24 protein-coding genes are annotated in these 22586 nt (G+C 51.0%); 12 read left to right on the top strand and 12 right to left on the bottom strand.

Translation table 11 applies throughout. The features are described from left to right. Window positions 1-2: 2 nt before the first annotated feature. From G535_RS0107225 to G535_RS0107210, 4 genes are read right to left on the bottom strand one after another with little or no spacing between them, the layout of a single operon-like run. Complete coding sequence (locus tag G535_RS0107225; RefSeq protein WP_026861449.1) at window positions 3-662, bottom strand: MlaC/ttg2D family ABC transporter substrate-binding protein; 660 nt, start codon at window positions 660-662, stop codon at window positions 3-5. Window positions 663-671: 9 nt separating this feature from the next. Continuing rightward, a complete protein-coding gene (gene mlaD, locus G535_RS0107220; protein WP_026861448.1) occupies window positions 672-1139 on the bottom strand; it encodes an outer membrane lipid asymmetry maintenance protein MlaD in 468 nt (155 codons plus the stop codon). Window positions 1140-1144: 5 nt separating this feature from the next. Next, window positions 1145-1921, bottom strand: coding sequence for a lipid asymmetry maintenance ABC transporter permease subunit MlaE (gene mlaE, locus G535_RS0107215; protein WP_026861447.1), 777 nt, complete (start codon window positions 1919-1921; stop codon window positions 1145-1147). Further along, a complete protein-coding gene (locus G535_RS0107210; protein ID WP_026861446.1) occupies window positions 1911-2753 on the bottom strand; it encodes an ATP-binding cassette domain-containing protein in 843 nt (280 codons plus the stop codon). The genes mlaE and G535_RS0107210 overlap by 11 nt, the downstream gene beginning before the upstream one ends. A 180-nt stretch (window positions 2754-2933) precedes the next feature. Between G535_RS0107210 and G535_RS0107205 the strand changes: the two genes are divergently transcribed. From G535_RS0107205 to mgtE, 11 genes are all read left to right on the top strand, one after another. Continuing rightward, on the top strand, window positions 2934-3914 hold the full coding sequence (locus G535_RS0107205; RefSeq protein ID WP_026861445.1) for a KpsF/GutQ family sugar-phosphate isomerase: 981 nt from the start codon (window positions 2934-2936) through the stop codon (window positions 3912-3914). A gap of 5 nt (window positions 3915-3919) precedes the next feature. Continuing rightward, the gene (gene kdsC, locus G535_RS0107200; RefSeq protein WP_026861444.1) at window positions 3920-4474 is read left to right on the top strand and encodes a 3-deoxy-manno-octulosonate-8-phosphatase KdsC; all 555 of its coding nucleotides are present in this window, start codon (window positions 3920-3922) and stop codon (window positions 4472-4474) included. Then, window positions 4471-5040, top strand: a complete 570-nt coding sequence (lptC, locus tag G535_RS0107195) for an LPS export ABC transporter periplasmic protein LptC (RefSeq protein WP_026861443.1) — start codon at window positions 4471-4473, stop codon at window positions 5038-5040. The genes kdsC and lptC overlap by 4 nt, the downstream gene beginning before the upstream one ends. Then, window positions 5018-5569 carry a lipopolysaccharide transport periplasmic protein LptA gene (gene lptA / locus G535_RS13170; protein ID WP_051207024.1) on the top strand — a complete coding sequence of 184 codons (552 nt, stop codon included), beginning with the start codon at window positions 5018-5020 and terminating at the stop codon, window positions 5567-5569. Before lptC ends, lptA begins: the two co-directional genes overlap by 23 nt. Continuing rightward, window positions 5550-6275, top strand: a complete 726-nt coding sequence (lptB, locus tag G535_RS0107185) for an LPS export ABC transporter ATP-binding protein (protein ID WP_026861442.1) — start codon at window positions 5550-5552, stop codon at window positions 6273-6275. The genes lptA and lptB overlap by 20 nt, the downstream gene beginning before the upstream one ends. Before the next feature lie 29 nt (window positions 6276-6304). Further along, on the top strand, window positions 6305-7690 hold the full coding sequence (locus G535_RS0107180; protein WP_026861441.1) for an RNA polymerase factor sigma-54: 1386 nt from the start codon (window positions 6305-6307) through the stop codon (window positions 7688-7690). A gap of 26 nt (window positions 7691-7716) precedes the next feature. Next, window positions 7717-8004, top strand: coding sequence for a ribosome hibernation promoting factor (gene hpf / locus G535_RS0107175; protein WP_026861440.1), 288 nt, complete (start codon window positions 7717-7719; stop codon window positions 8002-8004). Between the two features lie 3 nt (window positions 8005-8007). Next, a complete protein-coding gene (gene ptsN, locus G535_RS0107170) occupies window positions 8008-8466 on the top strand; it encodes a PTS IIA-like nitrogen regulatory protein PtsN (RefSeq protein ID WP_026861439.1) in 459 nt (152 codons plus the stop codon). 3 nt (window positions 8467-8469) lie between these two features. Then, complete coding sequence (gene rapZ / locus G535_RS0107165) at window positions 8470-9321, top strand: RNase adapter RapZ (protein WP_026861438.1); 852 nt, start codon at window positions 8470-8472, stop codon at window positions 9319-9321. After that, window positions 9318-9596 carry an HPr family phosphocarrier protein gene (locus G535_RS0107160; RefSeq protein WP_026861437.1) on the top strand — a complete coding sequence of 93 codons (279 nt, stop codon included), beginning with the start codon at window positions 9318-9320 and terminating at the stop codon, window positions 9594-9596. The genes rapZ and G535_RS0107160 overlap by 4 nt, the downstream gene beginning before the upstream one ends. A gap of 67 nt (window positions 9597-9663) precedes the next feature. Further along, window positions 9664-11025 (top strand): magnesium transporter, encoded by a 1362-nt coding sequence (mgtE, locus tag G535_RS0107155; RefSeq protein ID WP_034727872.1) that lies wholly within the window; start codon window positions 9664-9666, stop codon window positions 11023-11025. An 11-nt stretch (window positions 11026-11036) separates the two neighbouring features. Here the strand turns inward: mgtE and pmbA are convergent, their stop codons facing one another. Continuing rightward, window positions 11037-12395 carry a metalloprotease PmbA gene (pmbA, locus tag G535_RS0107150; RefSeq protein ID WP_034727869.1) on the bottom strand — a complete coding sequence of 453 codons (1359 nt, stop codon included), beginning with the start codon at window positions 12393-12395 and terminating at the stop codon, window positions 11037-11039. 54 nt (window positions 12396-12449) lie between these two features. Here pmbA and yjgA point away from each other — a divergent pair, with 54 nt between their 5' ends. After that, on the top strand, window positions 12450-12965 hold the full coding sequence (gene yjgA, locus G535_RS0107145) for a ribosome biogenesis factor YjgA (protein WP_026861434.1): 516 nt from the start codon (window positions 12450-12452) through the stop codon (window positions 12963-12965). Here yjgA and tldD read toward each other — a convergent pair. From tldD to mreC, 7 genes are read right to left on the bottom strand one after another with little or no spacing between them, the layout of a single operon-like run. Continuing rightward, window positions 12962-14416, bottom strand: coding sequence for a metalloprotease TldD (gene tldD / locus G535_RS0107140; RefSeq protein ID WP_026861433.1), 1455 nt, complete (start codon window positions 14414-14416; stop codon window positions 12962-12964). The genes yjgA and tldD overlap by 4 nt on opposite strands. Beyond that, the gene (locus G535_RS0107135) at window positions 14409-15257 is read right to left on the bottom strand and encodes a carbon-nitrogen hydrolase family protein (protein WP_241970456.1); all 849 of its coding nucleotides are present in this window, start codon (window positions 15255-15257) and stop codon (window positions 14409-14411) included. Before G535_RS0107135 ends, tldD begins: the two co-directional genes overlap by 8 nt. After that, a complete protein-coding gene (locus G535_RS0107130) occupies window positions 15181-19176 on the bottom strand; it encodes a YhdP family protein (protein ID WP_026861431.1) in 3996 nt (1331 codons plus the stop codon). Before G535_RS0107130 ends, G535_RS0107135 begins: the two co-directional genes overlap by 77 nt. A gap of 4 nt (window positions 19177-19180) precedes the next feature. Then, window positions 19181-20650, bottom strand: coding sequence for a ribonuclease G (rng, locus tag G535_RS0107125; RefSeq protein ID WP_026861430.1), 1470 nt, complete (start codon window positions 20648-20650; stop codon window positions 19181-19183). Further along, window positions 20647-21219, bottom strand: a complete 573-nt coding sequence (locus G535_RS0107120) for a Maf family protein (protein ID WP_034727867.1) — start codon at window positions 21217-21219, stop codon at window positions 20647-20649. Before G535_RS0107120 ends, rng begins: the two co-directional genes overlap by 4 nt. A 23-nt stretch (window positions 21220-21242) precedes the next feature. Beyond that, window positions 21243-21725 carry a rod shape-determining protein MreD gene (gene mreD, locus G535_RS0107115; protein WP_026861428.1) on the bottom strand — a complete coding sequence of 161 codons (483 nt, stop codon included), beginning with the start codon at window positions 21723-21725 and terminating at the stop codon, window positions 21243-21245. Further along, on the bottom strand, window positions 21715-22581 hold the full coding sequence (mreC, locus tag G535_RS0107110; RefSeq protein WP_026861427.1) for a rod shape-determining protein MreC: 867 nt from the start codon (window positions 22579-22581) through the stop codon (window positions 21715-21717). Before mreC ends, mreD begins: the two co-directional genes overlap by 11 nt. Window positions 22582-22586: the final 5 nt, after the last annotated feature.

Below are 22586 nucleotides of genomic sequence, written 5' to 3'. Positions count from 1 at the left end.
GCTTAACTCTCACCTTGTTGGTAAGGTTGGATTGGCTCTTTCGATTTTTCCCGTAAGAGCTCAATAGTGCCGTCGATACCACGACTGCGGATCACAGATGAGATTTCTGCAGCCTTGCTGTTAAGCAAGCTTACGCCTTCAACCACGAGGTCGTAGGCTTTCCATAGACGTTCATCTTTGTCGTAACGCAGTTTGAAATCCATGCGGATTGGCGGACGGCCTTGCTCAATCATGCGCGTATTTACTTCGACCATACGATCATCCGGACCAAGTTCACGCGCCCGCTCAAACTCAAAGCTATGTTTGGTCTCGTCATACTGGGTAAACGCACGACCATAGGTGGCAATCAAGTATTCACGGAATACGGTATAGAACTGCTGACGTTGTTCAGCAGTGGTGTCTTTCAAGTTGCGACCTAACACCCGCTTTGCCGCATAGGTTGAGTCGACGTACGGCATCAATTCTTCACGAATAATTTCCCGCACGTAATCAAGATCTTCGTTGATCTTAGGGCGGTCGGCAGCAATGCGTGCTGCCGTTTTGTTGGCCACACGCTCGAGCAACACATAAGGGTTCTCGTCACGAATAACGTCAGATGCAGCTGCAGTGCCAGAAACGAGTACGAAAGCTGTCATCAAGAAGGCAAATAAGCTTTTCATCATTACTACTCCTTAGTCATTGCCTTGGCTAAACAAGAATTGTCCGATCAAGTCCTCGAGCACCAAAGCCGATTTGGTGTCATGGATGTAGTCACCGTTTTCAAGCATTTCAACGGTATCGTCGATAAAGCCAGGACTTAAACCAATATATTGCTCGCCCAATAAACCAGAGGTAAGAATTGAGACCGATGAAGTGTCAGAAAATTCATCGTATTCTTGACTAATTGTCATCTCAACCAATGGTTCGTAGTAGTCACCATCAAGCGAAATACGGGTCACTCGCCCCACCACTACACCGCCAACTTTCACTGGTGAGCGCTCTTTCAAACCACCGATGTTGTCAAACTTCGCGTATAAAGTGTACGTTGCTCCGTTGCTAGCAAAGTTCGTATTGGCAGCACGTAGCCCCAAAAACAATAGCGCTAAAATGCCAAAAATAACGAAAAAACCAACAGCTAATTGTGTATTTCTAGAGTCCATAGCAATTATCCAAACATCAAAGCGGTAAGAACAAAATCCAATCCCAAAACGGCAAGCGACGCAGTCACAACGGTCGACGTTGTGGCGCGACTAATACCTACGGAAGTCGGAACACAGTGGTAGCCCTTGTGTAAGGCAATCCACGTTACTACAAACGCGAACACGAGACTTTTGATAAACCCGTTGAGAATATCTTGTCCCCACTCAACATTTGCCTGCATCACTGACCAAAAGGCACCATCATCGACACCAAGCCAACGCACGCCGACCAAATAACCGCCATAAATACCTACGGCAGAAAAGATCAGTGCTAACAACGGCATACTGTAAAATCCGGCCCAAAATCTTGGGGCAATAACACGCCGTAGTGGGTCAACCGCCATCATTTCCAAGCTTGACAGCTGCTCCGTTGCTTTCATTAGACCAATTTCGGCGGTTAAGGCAGAACCTGCGCGACCGGCAAATAATAACGCGGTCACCACCGGGCCTAACTCGCGTAACAACGAGAGCGCGACCATAGGCCCGAGGCTTTGTTCGGCCCCAAAATCAACCAATATGGTGTAGCCCTGCAAGCCTAACACCATGCCAATGAACAGACCGCTCACCACAATAATGACCAGCGACAAGACGCCGACTGAGTACATTTGCTGCATCAACAGAGGCCATGACTTACGTAATTGCGGCTTACCGATCAGCGCGCGCAACAACATCATCATTGCCTGCCCAGCACCAGCGACACTGGCTAAAACATTTCGACCTAAGCTTGCGACATTATCGAGCATGCGCGCCTCCCGCGTCTGCTACACCTAGAATCTCTTCGCCGAAACTCGGTGCCTGATAATGGAATGGCACCGGGCCATCCGCCTCACCAGCAAGGAATTGGTGCACTAACGGATCAGCTGACGCCTGCAGCTCTGCGGGCGAACCCTCCGCGACCACTTTCTTATTGGCAATAATGATGACTTTGTCCGCAATGGTCAGTACTTCCGCCACATCGTGAGTGACCACGACACTGGTAAGTCCAAGCGAGGTATTTAATGATTTGATCAGCTTCACAATCACACCCATAGAAATCGGATCTTGTCCCGCAAATGGCTCGTCGTACATGATCAGTTCTGGATCGAGCGCAATCGCCCGCGCCAGTGCTGCACGTCGTGCCATACCACCGGAAAGCTGAGCAGGCATCAAGTGACGAGCGCCACGTAAACCAACCGCTTCGAGTTTCATCAAAACAATGGTTTCGATAATTTCTTCGGGCAAATTGCTATGTTCACGTATCGGAAAAGCGATGTTGTCGTAAACCGACATATCCGTGAAAAGTGCGCCACTTTGAAACAGCATACTCATGCGTTTGCGCGCTTCGTAGAGTGCGCTTCGAGACAAGGCAGGGATATTCTGACCAGCAAAGCGGATTTCACCTTGTTGTGGCTTTAACTGCCCGCCCATCAACCGTAATAAGGTCGTTTTACCAATACCACTGGGGCCCATTACCGCGGTGATCTTTCCGCGTGGGATCGTTAGGCTCAGGCCTTGATAAACCTGATGCGCTCCATAACTGTGAGCAAAATTGAGCTTGTCAATGACCACGAGGTCATCGGCCAAAGTGCTTGTCATAACGGCTTCATCCTCACATAACAGACCGACTAGTGTACCTGAAATGGCAACTTTTCCCTAGCTGAGGGCAGTAAAATTTGTGACAAATCGTGAGTATTGATGCGTTTTACGTCTGCATTTGCAGAATCGATCGGTTATGATTGTGCTATTGCAACTAAAACCATCAACGCAGGGGTTGGCATGACCGCAACCAAATCGCATGCTTTTACTTCACTTGCAGCTGAAGTACTCGATATCGAAGCGCGCGCTGTCAGTGAGCTGAAACGCTTTTTAGATGAGAATTTTGACCAGGCTTGTGAGTATTTACTTACTTGTAAAGGCAGGGTTATTGTTATCGGCATGGGCAAATCGGGCCATATTGGCGGCAAGATCGCTGCCACCTTAGCCTCCACCGGCACCCCAGCCTTTTTTGTTCACCCAGGCGAAGCCAGTCACGGTGACTTAGGCATGATCACTGCTGATGATGTGGTGCTAGCACTATCAAACTCTGGCGAGACAGGTGAAGTACTTAGTATTGCGCCATTAATTAAGCGTCGTGGCGCACGCTTGATCAGTATGACCGGCAACCCAGAGTCCACCCTTGCGAGCTTAGCTGACGTACATATTTGTATTGCCGTGGCGCAAGAAGCCTGCCCACTGGGGTTAGCGCCAACATCCTCGACCACAGCCACGCTGGCGATGGGCGATGCGATTGCCGTCGCGTTATTGCACGCACGCGGCTTTACTGCTGATGACTTCGCCATGTCACACCCTGGCGGCAGTCTTGGTCGACGCTTGCTGCTCCACATTCATGATGTGATGCAAACCGATGAGCGCGTGCCCTTAGTCAACGACGACGCCTCGCTAAGCCAAGCTTTACTCGAAATGTCACGCAAAGGACTCGGGATGACCGGGGTCGTGAACCAACAACAACAGCTTATCGGCGTGTTTACCGACGGCGACTTACGCCGCATTCTTGATCAGCGTATCGACTTGCATACCGCGGCCATCGCGACGGTGATGACGCGCTCGCCAATTACCATTACAGCTGATGTGCTTGCAGCGGAAGGTTTAAAATTGATGGAAGACCGCAAAATTAACGGCCTATTCGTTGTTGATGCTGAACAACGTCCCGTCGGCGCACTCAACATGCATGATTTATTGAAAGCGGGAGTGGTGTAATGACAATGGCCACAGTCAGCACTTGGTATGGTGAAATTGATGCGACGCTGTTCCAGCGTTTACAAGCAATTCGATTGGTGATTTGTGATGTCGATGGCGTCTTCTCTGATGGTCGCATTTACCTGGGTAATGATGGCGAAGAACTCAAGGCATTCCATACCCGCGACGGTTTTGGGGTCAAGGCTCTCATCAATGCGGGCATTCCGGTGGCCGTGATCACGGGTCGTAATTCGGCCATTGTCAGTCGCCGCATGGCCGCCCTTGGCGTGACCGATATTTATCAGGGGACCACCGAGAAGCTCGCCGCATACCAAGCTTTAGCGGATAAATACCAACTCGATGACGGTGCCATCGCCAGCATTGGGGATGATGTTCCTGATGTGGTCATGCTGCAACAAGCTGGCCTTGGCGTTGCCCCACAAGATGCGCATCCATGGGTGCAACAACAAGCGGACTACGTAACCAGCATGCGTGGCGGTTTCGGTGCCGTGCGTGAATTAAGTGACCTGATCTTGTTAAGTCAGGGACACTTGCAGTTACAAGGTGGAGTGAGCCTATGAACCGGCAACTCAGTTGGATTCTTGCGATCCTCTTCCTGCTTGGCGCCCTGCTGATTTGGCGTCCATTTTCTAGCGATGATGCAACCGAGGATGATCCACAGTTCACTGAAATACCACCTGACTTTATTGCCGAGGGCTTGGTGACACGCGTTTATGATAAAGATGGCACCTTGGTCCATCGTATTAATGCAGAGCAAATGACGCATTACAGCCCAATTGGACTTACTGAATTAGAAAAACCCGTGTATCGTACACGCATTAATGACGCGCAAAACGAATGGCAAGTGATGGCCGAGCAAGGCTCTTTTTACGGTGACAAGACCCTTGTCTTAGAACGTGACATCGTCATCACTCACATGACACGCAACGACTACCTCGAGCGTGTCGAGACCAGTTATCTCACCATCGATACGCTCGCGGAGTCTATGGTTACAGAAGAGCCTGTGACCATTTACGGTAGAAATTTTTTGGTGCACGGAAACGGTATGATGGCCGATCTTCGTGCCGAAACATTGGAACTCAACCAACATGTGCAAACGACCTATGCAGTTAAACAAAAGCCTTAATATCGTCGCTGTTGGCGCCCTGCTCCTCGCCGGTCTGATGACCGTGCCGGGATATGCTCAGGGCAAAGAAGACTTTACCCAAGACATCGAAATCGGCTCAGAAAACCAGTGGTTTGATATTCAAAATAAAGTTGCCGTATTTGAGCAAAACGCGATCATCACCCAAGGTTCATTGAAAATCACCGCCGACTATTTGGAAGTCGCGGAGGACGAAGCCCAAGCACAACGCGTGTTTACTGCTAAAGGTAAGCCTGCTACCTACCAGCAACAGTTGGAAGACGGTGGCATGATCCGCGCTGAAGCTGAAACGATTCGTTACGATGAAGGTGAGCAACTACTGACACTTATCGGTACAGTTAAGGTCACCCAGGACGGTAATGTTACGCAAGGCCACGAACTGGTCTATAACTTCGCCACGCAGCATCTACGTGCCGTAGGTGGCGAAGACGGCAATACCCGTGTGACCACCATTTTAAAACCGAGCAAAAAGACCGAAGACGAAGAAAAGAATGAGCCAATTAATCGCTGAGCATCTCGCTAAATCTTACAAAAGCCGTCAGGTTGTTAAAGACGTCAGCCTCAAAGTCGAAACGGGCCGCATTATCGGTCTACTCGGCCCCAACGGCGCCGGCAAAACGACAACCTTCTATATGATTGTTGGTTTAGTTAATCACGACAAAGGTTCGATTCGTCTCGATGACGAAGATATCTCGCTCTTACCTATGCATGAACGGGCACGGCAAGGCATTGGTTACTTGCCACAAGAGTCGTCGATTTTTCGTAAACTAACCGTGCGTGACAATATTCTAGCGATTCTTGAAACACGCAAGGAGTTGGATGCAAATCAACGCGAAGAAAAGCTCGATGCCCTCCTCGAAGAGTTCAATATCGGTCATATCGCCAACAGTCTCGGCATGAGCCTTTCTGGCGGTGAGCGCCGACGGGTGGAGATTGCCCGGGCACTGGCTGCTGAGCCTAAGTTCATTCTGCTTGATGAACCTTTCGCTGGCGTTGACCCAATTTCGGTAGGGGATATTAAGAAAATTATTGAACATCTCAGAAACCGTGGTATCGGCGTCCTAATTACCGATCACAACGTACGCGAAACCCTCTCGGTATGTGAACATGCGTATATTGTCAGTCACGGGGAGTTGATTGCACAGGGTGACGCCCAAACTATCCTAAGTAATCAGCAGGTGAAAGACGTCTATCTCGGCGATCAGTTTACGCTCTAGACGTTTTAGCAATTAATGGGTGGGGCTTCATGAAACAAGGCTTGCAACTCAAGTTTAGTCAGCAACTGTCCATGACACCACAGTTGCAACAAGCCATTCGGCTGTTGCAACTCTCGAGCTTGGAACTGCAACAAGAAGTTCAGCAGGCCCTCGATGAAAACCCGCTCCTCGAACAAGACGAGACGCTCGAGGAAAACGCTGAGCCAGCGGCCGCTGAACAACCTATTTCTGAAGAGTGGGATCAAAACTACACTGCAGAGTTAATGGGCAGTGTTGGCCACAACGACGCCGACTACGACACCCTTAACTTTGGCTGCAACCAAGAAAGCCTGCACGACCATCTACGTTGGCAATTACGCCTCTCGCCATTCACCGCGGTCGATGAACACATTGGTTTGGCCATTATCGACGCTATTGATAATGCCGGCTATCTACAGACCTCAATTACCGAACTCACTGAAAGCCTTGCCCAGCAACTCGAGCTACCGCTTGAGGAAAGTGAGGTCATGGTGGTACTGAAACGTATTCAACATTTCGACCCCATTGGCGTTGGTGCGCGTGACGTATCCGAATGTTTAAGGTTGCAACTGCAACAGCTTCCAGCAGACACCCCCCACCTCAGTGCCGCACTTAAAGCGGTAACTGAGCACGTTGAACTGCTAGGTCAACGCGACTATCGTACGCTTTCTCGCGTGTTAAAACTGAACGAAGCGGCGTTAACCGAGGTCGTAGTATTAATACAACATTTGCAGCCGCGCCCTGGCGATGGCTTTAATGCAACGGACGATGCGTACGTCATTCCTGATGTTATCGTCCAAAAAAAGGATAACCGTTGGATCGTTGAGCTTAATCAACAAAGTTTGCCTAGAATTAAGGTAAATGAGAGTTATGCAGCGTTGATACAAGATGCACGCAGCAGTGACGATAGCAGTTATATTCGTCATCACCTGCAAGAAGCGAAATGGTTTATTCGTAGCATCGAGAGTCGCAATGAAACCTTATTGAAAGTTGCGACCAGCATTGTGCAGCGCCAGCAGGGATTTTTTGAGTACGGTGAAGAGGCGATGAAACCTATGGTTTTAGCAGATATCGCAAGCGCTATCGAGATGCATGAATCAACAGTTTCACGTGTTACTTCACAAAAGTATATGCATACGCCTCGGGGTGTGTTTGAATTGAAGTACTTCTTCTCCAGCCAATTGGCTACCGAGCAAGGAGGCGAGTGTTCATCCACCGCGATACGAGCATTGTTGAAGAAGTTAGTTGCCGCTGAAAATCCAAAAAAGCCACTCAGTGACAATAAACTCACACAGCTGATGGCAGAACAAGGAATTCAGGTCGCTAGACGGACGATTGCCAAGTACCGAGAAGTGCTTAACATACCACCCTCGAGTCAGCGTAAACGTCTTATTTAATACTTGGACAAAAGAAGGAAGATGTTATGCAAATTAACTTAACTGGTCACCATATTGAGATTACTGACGCCCTACGTAACTACGTTGACACCAAGTTCGCCAAACTTGAACGTCACTTTGACCATATCACTAATGTCCATGTGATTTTAAATGTTGAAAAGTTAACGCAAAAAGCGGAAGCTACGCTCCACGTGAATGGTGGTGAGATTTTTGCAGAATCTGAGCACCAAGATATGTACGCGGCAATCGACGGTTTAATTGACAAGCTCGATCGCCAAGTTATTAAACACAAAGAAAAAATGAAACGTCACTAAATCATGGATTTATCCGCTTTATTAAGCCCCGACTGCACACGCTGTGCAGTCGCTGGCTCAAGTAAGAAAAAAGTCTTAGAACTGATCGGGCAGCTCGCTGCACCGCGCTTATCAGGAACCACTAGCTTTGATGTGTTTGAGAGCTTACTGAACCGAGAGCGTTTGGGCAGTACAGGTATCGGCGCAGGCGTAGCGATTCCCCATGGCCGTCTCGGCTCCGCCAACAAACCGGTCGCAGTGTTGATGACTCTCGCGGAACCCATAGAGTTTGACGCCATTGATAACCAGCCGATCGATATCGTTTTTGCCCTCTTAGTTCCCGAAGATCACCACGAACAACACTTGCAAACCCTCGCCGCCGTAGCACAACGCCTCAACGATAAAAGTTGCACCCGAGCTTTACGTGATGCACAAAGCGATCAAGCGTTGTTTGAACTTTTCACAGGTGGGAGTTGTACTTAAATCATGCAACTTATCATTGTCAGCGGACGTTCCGGCTCAGGAAAGACTATCGCCCTAAGGGTGCTTGAGGACCTTGGCTTCTACTGCGTTGATAATTTGCCCATCACGCTGCTGCCAACACTGGTGCACGCGATCGAAGCGCAATACGAAAATGTCGCGGTGAGTGTAGACGTTCGGAACCTACCGAAATCACAAGATGAGCTGAACGACGCCATCGATTTCCTTCCCGATGCCATTACACCTGAAATTCTCTATTTGGATTCCAGCGATCAAATTCTATTGCAACGTTTTGGGGAAACCCGACGCTTACATCCTCTATCGCACCACGAAATGCCCCTTAGTGAAGCGCTACAGAAAGAAATGCGATTACTTGAGCCTCTGGCTGAGCGCGCAACCTGGCGTATTGAGAGTAGCGAGCTAAGTGTTCACCAGCTCAGTGAGCAAGTCAGTGAGCGTGTCTTAGGCCGCGCGGCATCACGTCTAATTGTGGTGTTTCAGTCGTTTGGCTTCAAGTATGGCTTACCGCCAGACCTTGATTATGCCTTCGACGCACGTATTTTGCCGAACCCGCATTGGGAGCCAGCGTTAAAGCCGCTGACAGGAAGCGACCCTGCTGTACAACACTTTTTTGCGCAGCAACCACTGGTGACCAAATTTGTGTATCAAGTGGAGAATTTTCTGGCGACATGGCTACCACATTTCCAACGCAGCAATCGTAGTTACCTGACCATAGGGATTGGCTGCACGGGCGGTCAGCATCGCTCGGTCTATATTGCTGAGCAACTCGCCGAGCGCTTTCAGAATCATGAATTCAAGGTCCAAGTTCGTCACCGTGAAGGGTTTCGACGCAAATGAGCCACGAGTTTCGCCAAACCGCTATCATCCAGAACAAGCTTGGGTTGCATGCTCGTGCCGCGACGAAGCTTGCCAAACTTACCCACCAATTTGATGCCGATGTCTTTATTGTCCAAGACGGCAAAGAAGTCGATGCCTCCAGCGTCTTGTGTTTATTGCTGCTCGCCAGTGGCCAAGGCAAACAGATTGAGATTATCGCCCGTGGCGAGGACGCTAAAGCAGCCGTGATTGCTATCGCCGCGCTGATCGAGGCACGTTTTGATGAAGACGCCTAACACATAACAACTACTGACGAATCAGCAGAAATATTATAAACTCCTCATATTCATAGGAGTTTTCAATATGCTGGCCGAAGTCGCTGACAAAGAATTTGCTGAACAGCAGCTACAAGACGTGACCGAAGCGCTTGCCCGTGGTATGTACGTGCAGGCGCGCCGCCTATTGCATAACCTCCCAGCTTGGGATGTCGCCCTCCTCCTCGAATCGTCGCCACCGAAAGCACGTGCCATCATTTGGCAACTTGTCGATGCCGACGAACACGGCGATATTCTTGAAGAGCTCTCTGAAGAAGTTCAGAAATCGGTGATCCGCCAAATGGCGCCGGAGAAACTCGCGGCCGCCACCGAAGGCATGGATACCGATGACCTCGCTTACGTCTTACGTGGTCTACCTGAGCCTGTCTATCAAGAAGTTTTGAAGTCGATGGACGAGCAAGACCGTCATCGTGCCGAGAAAGCACTTTCGTACGAAGATGAAACCGCCGGCTCGATGATGAATACTGACACCATCACCCTGCGCCCCGATGTCACCATTGATGTGGTCCTACGCTACTTGCGCTTGAAAGGTGAACTGCCGGAAGCAACCGATAAACTCTATGTGGTCAGCCGTGATGACCAATTTATTGGTGAGGTTTCTATCTCGCGTCTGGTCACCGTTGATCCGACCAAACTGGTGAGTGAGGTGATGGAGTCTGAGGTGCAAGGGATTCCGGTCGACATGAATGAAACCGAAGTCGCCAAACTGTTTGAACGTCAAGATTGGATCTCGGCGCCGGTCGTTGACGCCGAAAATCACTTGCTTGGCCGAATCACCATCGATGACGTGGTCGACATTATTCGCGAAGAAGCCCAACACTCGATGTTGAGTATGGCCGGTCTTGATGACGACGAAGATACCTTTGCGCCGGTCTTAAAAAGTACCCGCCGTCGCTCCATTTGGCTCGGCGTGAATTTAGTCACGGCGCTACTCGCTGCTGCGGTAAGCTCAATGTTTGAGGACATTTTGGCGCAAATGGCGATTCTTGCCATCCTTAACACCATAGTGCCAAGCATGGGCGGCATTGCCGGTTCACAAACGCTGACCTTGGTGATTCGCGGGATGGCGTTAGGGCATATCGGACCGAGTAACCAACGCTGGTTGATTGGCAAGGAACTCGCTATCGGCGCGCTGAACGGCGTGATTTGGGCCTTCCTCATCGGCGCAGTGGTCGCGGCTTGGAAACAAGACTTGGTGATTGGCGGGATTATTGCCTTTGCCATGATGGCCAACTTACTCGCCGCAGGCTTGGCAGGCGTAACGGTGCCACTGATCCTAAAACGCTTTAATATTGACCCGGCGCTGGCCGGTGGGGTGATTTTAACCACGGTCACCGATGTGGTCGGTATTTTTGCCTTCCTTGGCACCGCAACCTTATTACTCGGTTAATACCGCGGGACTTAGTGTCCCGCGACGCGCATTTCTTCAATCAATACTGAACCTGTACGTACGCCATGACGGACATCGATATCATTACCGATAGCCACAATCGCGCGCAACATATCCGCTAAGTTCCCAGCAATGGTAATTTCCTCGACAGGGTATTGGATTTCCCCATTTTCAACCCAAAAACCAGCTGCACCGCGAGAATAATCACCATTAACTAAGTTCACGCCTTGCCCCATCAACTCGGTAACCAATAAGCCAGTGCCCATGGTGCGGCAAAGTTGCTCGAGGCTTTGATCTTGTTGGTTCAGCTCCCAAGTATGAATACCGCCAGCATGACCGGTCGGCGTCATGTTCATCTTTCGCGCTGCATAGCTGGTCAGCAAATAGGTTTGCAGTACCCCATTGTCGACGATAGTGCGGTCTTGCGTGGCCAAACCTTCATGATCAAACGGGGAACTCGCGAGCGCGCCCCGTAGGTGTGGCTGCTCCACGATGGTTAACCACTCCGGGAACACTCGCTGCCCCAATTTGTCGAGCAAGAAACTCGACTTACGGTACAAGTTGCCACCGCTGATGGCGCCGACAAAGTGGCCAAACAAACTGTTCGCAACATCCGCGCGAAACAACACCGGTACTTTTGCCGTCGCGACTTTACGCGCCCCCAAGCGCGCTACTGTCTCCTGTACGGCGAGCTCAGCTACTTGCTCAGGCGTCCATAATTCATCCGTACGACGCGCGACCGTGTACGCATAGTCACGCTGCATGGCCTCACCTTGCTTTGCAATCAACGAACAACTCATAGCATGGCGTGACTGCAAATATCCTTCGAGGAAACCATGACTGTTGCCATAGACGCGATAGCCTACGTGACTGCTATAACTCGCACCATCAGAGTTGACGATGCGCTTATCTTGGGCCAACGCATGACGCTCACATTGCAGCGCGCGCTCTAACGCGTAGTCAGCCGATTGTTCACCTGGGCTACAAAGCTCAAGATCAGCAAGTTGCTGCGCCATTAGCTCCGCTGGAGCCAATCCGGCAAAAGGATCTGGCGAAGTATAACGGGCAATATCAAAAGCTTTCTCAACACTTGCCCGAATCGCCGCTGGCGATAAATCGGTGGTCGACGCTGAGCCTTTCTGTTGGCCTTGATACAGGGTAATGCCCAAGGCGCCATCCTGATTAAACTCTACGGTGTCCACCTCGCCAAGTCGGGTTTCAACACTGATCCCACGACTGCGCGTTAACGCACACTCCACTGCTGACGCTCCTAACTTAGTGCTGTAGGCGATCGCATCAGCAACCGCCTGCTTGACGTCTGCTAACTCATTATTTAAATCAGATAATTCAGGTTTCAAACTAAACTCCATTGGTTGCTTGGTCGTGAGCCTGTTAAACTATCGGCCTAGCACAGAGGAAACATCATGCACGATAGCCACGACTTTGACCAAGACGACGATCAATACGTCAGTAAATCTCAACTTAAACGTGACGCCGAAGCGCAACAAGCGCTGGGCAATAAACTGGTTGAGCTCTCGACTGGTAAACTCGATAAGATCCCACTCGATGACGAGTTACGCGACGCCATTGCGCTTGCCCAACGTATTCGCAATAAACGCGAGGGTTTTCGCCGTCAATTGCAACATATCGGTAAGTTGATGCGCAATCGTGATACTGGCCCTATTGAACAAGCCTTGTATCAACTTGAAAACGCTCACCATGAGCAAAACGCCTTGTTTCACCAACTGGAGAAGCATCGTGATGCCATTCTCGGCGAAGGTGATGCGGCCATTCAGGTGTTTCTTGATACTTACCCGAGTGCAGATCGCCAAAAGCTCCGTCAACTCTACCGCCAAGCGCAAAAGCAACAGCAGCAAAACAAGCCGCCTAGCGCTGCACGAGAACTCTTCAAATACTTACGTGAGGTGGCCACCGTTTAATCGGTGCCACCTACCGTCAATGCATCAAGCTTTAAGGTCGGCTGGCCGACCCCAACAGGCACACTTTGCCCGTCTTTGCCACAGACACCCACACCCGCATCTAAACGTAAGTCTTTGCCCACCATCGACACCTGGCGCATCGCATCAGGTCCATTACCGATCAGGGTTGCGCCTTTCAGTGGTGCAGTCAGCTTACCATCTTCAATGAGATAAGCTTCCGACGCCGAAAAGACGAATTTACCGGAGGTAATATCGACTTGGCCACCAGCAAACTGCGGTGCATAAATGCCCCGTTTCACACTGGCAATAATCTCGTCCGGTGGTGTTTCACCAGCTAGCATGTAAGTGTTGGTCATACGCGGCATTGGCAAGTGCGCATAAGACTCACGCCGGCCATTACCGGTCGGTGCTACCCCCATCAAACGAGCGTTCATCTTGTCTTGCATATAGCCAACCAAGCGACCTTTCTCAATCAGGACGTTGTATCCCGCTGGAGTACCTTCATCATCGACAGAGAGCGAACCACGACGGTCATGTAAGGTGCCATCATCAACAATGGTGCATAACTCAGACGCAACCTGTTCACCGATTTTGCCAGAGTACGCAGAAGCGCCTTTGCGATTGAAGTCACCTTCAAGACCATGCCCGACCGCTTCGTGGAGCAATACACCTGGCCAACCGGAACCGAGAACGACGGGCATGGTGCCCGCTGGAGCTGGACGTGCATCAAGATTCACTAGCGCTTGACGTACTGCTTCTTTGGCATAGGTCTGCCAGCGCAGGTCTGTTTCACCCTCAGCCGTCGCGAAGAAGTAGTTATAATCCAAGCGTGCCCCGCCGCCAGCACTACCGCGTTCGCGGCGGCCATTTTGTTCCGCCAAAACAGTACAATTCACGCGCACCAAGGGACGAATATCCATCGCCAAGGTTCCGTCAGTCGCCAATACGAGTACTTCGTCATAACTGCCACTGACACTAGCGATGACCTCTACGACACGACGATCAAGCGCACGTGCGTACGCATCCATTTCACGAAGCAAGTTGATCTTATGCGCTTCGTTTAAACTGGTCAGCGGATTTAAAGCTGGGTAACGCGCTAACGCTTCTGTACGCTGCAACACACACTGTTGCTTGCTTTCACCGGCGCCAGCAATGCCTCGAGCAGCATCGGCAGCCTGTTGCAGCGCCATCGCCGAGACTTCATCAGCATAAGCAAAGCCGGTCTTATCATCGTGTATGGCACGCACCCCCAGTCCACTTTCAATATGAAAGCTACCGGATTTCACAATGCCATCTTCCAGCACCCAAGACTCATTGGTGCTGTGCTGCAAATAGATGTCAGCATAGTCAATCGCCCCCGAATAAATCGAGGCTAATCGTTGTTGTAAGTCACTCACCTCTAAACCATTACTGTTTAGTAGGTTGCGAATGACTTGATCCTGTTCATTCATGCATAACCTTCTTACTGCTGGCGAAATGTTTCGCAACTGGAATATTTTTACGAATTGCAGCAAGCTCGCTAAGGTCAACCTCAGCGCTTGCTAAACACGGCGATTGCTGCCCGTCACACTCACTAAGCACACGCCCCCACGCATCAATAACAAGCGCGTGACCGTAGGTTTCGCGGCCATTCGCGTGCACCCCAACTTGCGCCGCAGCGACCAACGCGCATTGCTGTTCAATGGCACGTGCCCGCGTAAGCACATGCCAATGCGCGGCACCGGTCACTTGGGTAAATGCAGACGGTAATACAATGATTTCAGCGCCCTGCGATCGTAGCTCCCGAAACAGTTCGGGAAAACGCACATCATAACATACTGCAAGGCCTAACTTGCCAAACTCGGTGGCGACCGTCACAACCTGCTCGCCAGCTTGGGTCCACGTCGATTCACGATAGCTCTTGGTGGCATCGGCGACATCGACATCGAACAAGTGGATTTTGTTGTACTGCGCCAGACATTGCCCGTTCGGGTCAAATACCAATGACGCAGCACAGAATTTTTCGCTGTCAGCTTCGGCCAGCAAAGGAATTGTCCCCGCCACCAAATAAACTCCGTGCGCTTTGGCCAGCGCGGCGAGCGCTGACTGTAACGCTCCGCTCCCGAGTAATTCCGCTAGCGCTCGTTGGTGCTTATCACCCGCACCAAAACATAAACAGGCTTCAGGTAACACCACGAGTTGTGGGCGCTGTGGTGGCAGCTGTTGAAACAATTGCTTAAGGGTTTCTAGGTTGTCCTGAGGGTTCGGTTGGCTGGTCATTTGAACCGCTGTCAGTTGGACGGTCTTGCTCATCTTCTCCTCCCTCTTGCTGTTGGGGTAACGTTTCCACGGGTAGGGTTACTTCACGACTGTCACGCGAAACTTCCTCGACCACAGGCGCGTCCATGGTGCCGGAGATTTTATATTCCAAGCGGCTAATCACCTGGGCATCCTGCAGCATTCGATCAATCAACAGCGCTGCCAGACCAGAAGGTGGATTCACCATCCAAGCTAAGATCACCGGTAAACTTGAAGTGACTTTGGGGACGAAGAACAACTGATAATCGATCGCTTCAGAGACTAAATCAGCCGTACCACTAATTTCCATATCACCGGCAGAGCCATTCATACCGGCCTTTTCAGTCGCGACCACACCATCCTCGATAACAAATTGCCCAGCAAACTCGGTGAAAAATAAGCCATTGGCAAAAATGTCACGGAAGTCAAAGCGCAGCTTTCGCAAAATACTCTCAAGGCTGAGTACCGATAACAATCGTGCACCACGGTCACTGACCTCACTCAAATAGCCTTGCCCTAAACGCCAGTTCATCGTGCCTTCAAGGGTCGCCAAATTGAAGGCCTCAGGCGCGCCCTGCCAAGCGAGCTCAAAGTCAAAATCAGCAGGGCTATCCTGCACAATCGAGGTGATCTGGTAGCTTTTTAAAAAGTCGCCCACATCGCCACTGACAAAAGACCCTGTAACAGCGGTCACTGGAGGCTGTCCCTCAAGTGCTGGCAACCAACGCATCTGGGCTTTTAATTCATGTTCGCCATTGCGTAAGTGCACATTATCTAAACGTAAAACGTCTGTCGCCGGGGTAAACTGAAATTGCACTTCACCGAGAGGATATTGCTGATACTGACAACGACGACAATCAAACACAATCTGTGGCCACTGCGTGTAATCCATCGCCTGTTGCAGCTCAGGCTCAGGGGCTGACTCCGGTGCTAACTCGTCGACCTCAGGCGCGTCGCTAGGGTCAGCGACGAGTTCAAGGTAGTCGGCATTCAGTTCTAATCGCGCCGCTTGCTGCTCAGATTGCGGCCAATACACGCCAGCCAACGAAGCCTCATTGGCACGCCAGCGAAAACGCCAAGTGTCGAGGGTATGCAGCTCACTCGGTTCTTGTTGCGGCCAAATGACCACAGCGTTGTCATGCAACCGATAGTCGCCAAAGTGCATGCTTTGCGCTTGTAATTCAATAACATCTGGAACCGGCGCAGCTAAAGAACGCGTACTGGTGGCTTCACTGCCAACACCTGTCAGCCACTGCTGTAGCCTGGTTAATTTATCTAGCCACTCTTGCGCATCCAAGCTGTGCAAACCCACCTCGACCGGGAAGCGCGGGTTCAGCCCCAATAAATCAGGGTTAGGTAAATCTCCAACCCGCTCGCCAATACGCGCATAGCCTTGGGTTAATTCAGAACCATCACCATTGTACTGCAGTTCAATCAGGGTGTGCTCACCCAGTGTACTATTGATCAGCAAACTCTCAGGTCCGCCCGACACTTGCAGTTGCCACGGTAAGGTTGAACCTATCGCTACCTTCATCGGCTCTGGCAGGTCTAAACCAAACGCAGCCAAATCAGACTGTTGTTGCCAATGGAACGAATAACTGCCCTGCTCTGGTAGGGATAGCGCCAAGTTACCTTGCCATTGCAGTTGTCCGGCAAACAGTGTTTCGGTGGCAGGATGCTGTTGGTGCAAAGCTGCCATCGACCAATCCGCATCAACATCAACCTGTACATGATAAGCGTCTTCACGCAGCTCACCTTGCAACGCGACCTGGAGTGGCAACTGTTGCCATTGCAACGCCAAATTGTCGCTACTAATCTGATCGTTATGGTAATGCACCCGGCCACGCACTTGGGTAAAGTGTTGTTGAATGCTATCGACCCACAACTCATTCCCTTGCAAATCGACATAACCTTTGGCGACCACATCGGTAGCAGCGCGCGCGTTCAACGGAATGGTCAAGGCTAGCGAACCTTGCACTTCGCCTTGTAACTGTAACTCAGTAAAGGTCGTGCCAAGTTGCTTGGCCAACGGACTTTGCGCAAAAATCGGCTGCAAGCGGGCCCCGTCGCCAATCACAGTCCCATCAATTTGCAATACCGGAGGCTGCTGTAAAATATTCTCAATGACGGTATCCACGCGCGGTAAGCGCATTTGCTCTAACACCCCATCGGTCGAAAGAATATGCATTCGTTCATTACCAAAATGAACGTGCGCCGTGGCTTCGGTCACCATCGGCCAATCGGGTTGGAAACGGTAGACTAAATCATGCACCGTCACCTGGGCGCGAAACACCCCCTCATTCTCAAGGTAAGGAAAAGCCTGCAGCGGCCCGCGCCAAACCATTGCCAGCGCCTCCGCCTCGGCATCGATGAGAGCTGTTTGCAAGTAATCGTGAAGGTCCGTTCCCATCACCTCTGGCAGATAGCGGCGCAGGACGTCAGCGTTCACAGGCGCTGTATTCGCTCCCTCAAGACGCGCCGCAACAAACAACTCATCAGCATAGCTTAGCTTGCCCCGGAGGTGCAGTGGCAGACCTTCAAGGTCGATGCGGCTACCGTCATGGAACGCTAAATCCCATTCGCCCTGTTGCCATTGGAAACGCCCGCCAAGCTGCAAACGTTCGACCGGCCAAGTGCCGCCAGCACTCAAGTGTGGACTACGCAAGGCCACTTGTTCTCCAGCAAGAAGCCATTGCGCCTGCGCACCTTGCCCTAATACGTCAAGCGCGACTTGGTCGACACCTGGCACTCCGGACGTTGCTTTCCACGCAAGTTCTCGGCCTTGCAATTGCCAACGCAGAGGTTGATTTAAGTCTTGTTGCAGACGCACATCTAACCAGCCGTCGACATTTGCCGAACTGAGATGATCAGCGAACTGTTGGCCGCCCGATCCCGATAAGGTTGCCAGCTGTAATAAAGGAGCCACCGGAACATCATCAGCACTTAAGGCAAAGGTTTCTGGCGTTTGCAACCAGCTCATGGTGGGCAAAGTCCACGTGGTATTGTCTTGTACTAACGTAATGGGGTTATTGTTGACGAGCCAACCACTACCCTCGGGGCGTAACTTCAATAGCCCTTTCGGGATCACTAATTGGTGCTGTCGCTCGCCGACACGCCAATGCAATTCATTCCGCGCCAACTGCAAAATACCTTGGCGAAAATCACTGTTGGCAAAGTTGAGCCACATAGTGAAGTTAAACTCGGCTTGCGAAATTTCGGTATCGACCAGCTGCTGCTGCAACCATGCAGCAATATCAAGATTGGCTGCTTGTACGTAAATTTGACCGGCCAAATCCGCTGGGTCATTCCCCTCAATGTCAATCATGACATCTAGCGAGTTCGACGCTAGGGCATCAATACGCAGGCTACCTATCCCCTGATGGGTCGCGCCTTGGTTGTTCCAGCTTAACCGTTCAACATGAATCGCATGACGGGCACCCACCAGATTGACCAGCTCCAGCGTACTGTTTTCAATGGTGACTTCATCGAGTTGGTTCAAAAAGAAGTGCGGCAGGTCACTATTGATGCCTGTATTGCTAGAAAACGACGAGTCGCGCAGATCATAGGTAACCTGTAAATCAGCTAACTTGACCTCTTCAAGCTTCAGCGACCAGGTACGGAGACTTTGCCAGAAATCGAACACCACGCGCGCTTCATTAAGGCGCACAGCGGTCGCTTCGCCGCCAACTTCAAGCACTTGCACGTCACGCAAAATCAATTGCGGACCAGCGACGTTCCAGTCAGCGCCTAGTTCTCCGATCTGGGTTTCTACCGCATAATTTTGGGCAAAAAATCGCTCGGCTTGTTGGGTCACGTCGGGGAGCTGTGGCAACAAATAACGTAGCATACTTAACACCACAGCGAACAACACCAGCGCTGTTGCAACCGTGTACAGTAAGGTACGATAAGCTACTTTGACCGAGACGCGCCACATAGCCTTACATCATCACTACATCAAACTGTTCTTGATGATACAAAGGCTCCACCGAGACCTTCACTTGCTTACCAATAAAGACTTCTAACTCTGCCAGCGCATGCGACTCTTCATTCAACAGGGCGTCCGTAACAGCCGCTGAAGCATAGACCACAAAATGATCTGCCGCGTAGGCGCGATTCACTCGCACAATTTCCCGCATGATTTCATAACAAACGGTTTCGACGGTCTTCATGGTGCCGCGACCGTTACACACTGGGCATTCCGAACAGAGCACGTGCTCCAAGCTTTCGCGCGTGCGCTTACGCGTCATTTCCACCAAGCCCAACGAGGTAAACCCGTTGATCGAGGTTTTCGCACGGTCTTTGCCAAGCGCCTGCTCGAGACTATGCAAGACGCGACGACGATGATCAGGGTTTTGCATATCGATAAAGTCGATAATGATGATGCCGCCCAAGTTGCGCAGACGTAATTGCCGCGCGATCGCCTGGGTCGCTTCAATATTGGTATTAAAAATGGTTTCTTCGAGGTTTCGGTGTCCGACAAAACCGCCGGTATTAATGTCGATGGTCGTCATCGCTTCGGTTTGGTCGATAATAATCGAGCCGCCCGATTTTAAGTCTACTTTGCGTTCGAGCGCGCGTTGGACTTCATTCTCGACATCGAACATGTCAAAAATAGGACGCTCACCGGCATAGTATTCGAGTACCGCCTTGAGATCAGGAATGAACTCGTGCACAAACTCTTGCAACAGTTCGAACGTGACTTTCGAGTCGACGCGAATACGTTCAATCTCTTCCCCCACAAAGTCACGTAAAATACGACATGAAAGGTTTAAGTCTTCATAGACCATGCCAATTTTGCGCATACTTTTGCGTCGCTTTTGAATGGTATCCCACAGGCGTCGCAAAAACGCAGCGTCACGCTGTAACTCGCTATCACTCGCGCCTTCGGCGGCGGTGCGCACAATAAAACCACCATCATCATCGCAGTAGGGCTGTGCGGCCTGCTTCAAGCGTTCACGCTCGTTATCATCTTCAATACGTTGAGAAATACCAACATGCGGTGATTGTGGCATTAACACCATATAGCGCGAGGGAATCGTAATATCTGTGGTAAGACGCGCGCCTTTGGTGCCCAAAGGATCTTTCACCACCTGCACCAAAATATGCTGGCCAGGACGTACTAACGTGGCAATGTCTGGCGCTAAATCAGGACGTGGTGCCACACCCTCAGCAGCTGATAGCGGAGAGACGATGTCTGAGGCATGCAAAAATGCCGCTTTATCAAGACCGATATCCACGAACGCAGCTTGCATCCCAGGTAACACACGCGCCACCTTGCCGACATAGATATTGCCAACCAGCCCTCGCTTGGCCTGTCGCTCAATATGGATCTCATGCAAAATACCGTTCTCGATCAGCGCCACGCGCGTTTCGGTCGGTGTTACGTTCATTAAGATTTCAGCACTCATTCCGCATTTGTCTCCACAGCTAACAGCAATTGCTCGGTTTCGTACAACGGTAACCCCACTACCGCAAGATAGCTACCTTCAATATGTGTCACAAATTTACCAGCGTGACCTTGAATGCCATAACCACCCGCTTTATCCAGTGGTTCGCCCGTGGCCCAGTAGGCCTGAATTTCCTTTGCGCTGAGCACCTTAAAGCTTACCTGAGTCACGACCACCCGCGCCTGCGTCACCCCTTGATGGTGCACCGCAACCGCCGTCATGGCCTGATGAGTGCGGCCCGACAAGCGCTGCATCATCGACTGAAAGTCGGCTTCATCACGAGGCTTCTCCAGCACTTGCTGATCGCAAACAACGACGGTATCCGCCCCAATGACCACTGCATCAGGAGCTTGCACTAAGTTAGCACCAGCCGCGGCTTTACTGCGCGCTAAGCGCTCAACATAGGCCTGCGCCGTCTCTCCGAGAGCTTGTTGTTCAGGCACATCAGGACGCACCACAGTAAACGGCCGATCCAATAATTGTAGTAGCTCAAAGCGACGGGGGGAGCCAGAGGCAAGCACTAACTGCATGTTCAATCCAAACGTTCTCTCTATTAGCGAATGGCATAACGACGGCGGAACCGACGCATCACTAAAAACAACCACGGCCATAGTACTGCAGACGACAGCACTGGATATAAGTAAGGCAAGTTAAACACCGCATCGTTCAATACATGCTCTAATTCATAAACGATAATGCGTTTGACGAAAATTAAGATGCCAATAACCAAGGCTTGCTGCATGAACGAATAATGACGGATACGCTGGAAATGTCTTAGCACCGGGTAAGCGATCAAGACTAATGCGACCGCATAGACGCCAAAAGTACTCCCCATCAAAATATCGGTCAGCAAACCAAGTACCAAAACCGTACCAAAACCGACGCGATGTGGCACCGCGAGGAGCCAATACAGCAACACCAAGCTCACCCAATCAGGACGCCATGGCTCAAGTACCGTCGGTAATGGCATTACCATTAAGACCAGCGCTAGGACATAACTTAGCAAGAGGGCAAAGAGCCCCGATTTAATCCACATCGGTGACCTCCTCATCGTAAACCGGCGATTCGGCGGCATCTGCTGGCCACAACAACAACAGGGTACGTACTCGGTCAAGCTGTGCAAATGGGGTTACATCGACCTGTGCATACTGGGTGCGTTCATCGCGATCGATCGCACTGATTTGCGCAACCGGATACCCTTCCGGAAAGACGCCGCCCAAGCCAGATGACACCAAAACATCGCCAACCGCCAGCTCAGTACTATGCGGGATAAAGCTCAACTCAAGTCGGTTCAAGTCACCGGTGCCTTGGGCGATAACCCGGATATCGCTACGTTCAGCGCGCAATGAAATAGCATGACTTTGATCGGAAATAAGCAAAACCCGCGCAGTAGTCCGAGCCACGCTCATCACTTGGCCGACAATACCGCGATTATCAAGCACTGGCTGGCCTTCATACACACCGTTGGCATAGCCTTTATTGATCACCACTTGATGCGAAAACGGGTCAGTGGCAACGGCAACGACTTCAGCGGCCATACGGCGACTGGCTTGACGCACCTCAGAGCCGAGCAGTTTACGCAAGCGGGCATTTTCATTTTCGAGGAAGTTGAGGCGTTGCACCGCCATTTGCGTGGCTAACAGCTCTTCATGCAGACGCTGATTATCTTCACGCAACGCTGAGCGGGTGGTCGCTAAATAAACGAGGCGATCCATGATTTGCTCCGGCAATACCGCTAAGTATTGCACCGGCGCTGTAGCGGTACTTAAAAACGAACGCACCGGCTGCATGGTCTGAAGCCGGTGGTCGAGAAACATCAACGTGCCTGCGACAATCAGAGCTAACAGCAAGCGCGTTCGTAATGAAGGGCCGTGTTCAAACAGCGACTTCATAGTGA

It is taken from the genome of Pseudidiomarina sediminum DSM 21906 (assembly GCF_000423165.1).
GTDB lineage: Bacteria > Pseudomonadota > Gammaproteobacteria > Enterobacterales > Alteromonadaceae > Pseudidiomarina > Pseudidiomarina sediminum.
Note: the sequence above shows the minus strand (reverse complement) of the source record. Positions and strands in the feature narration are given on the sequence as shown.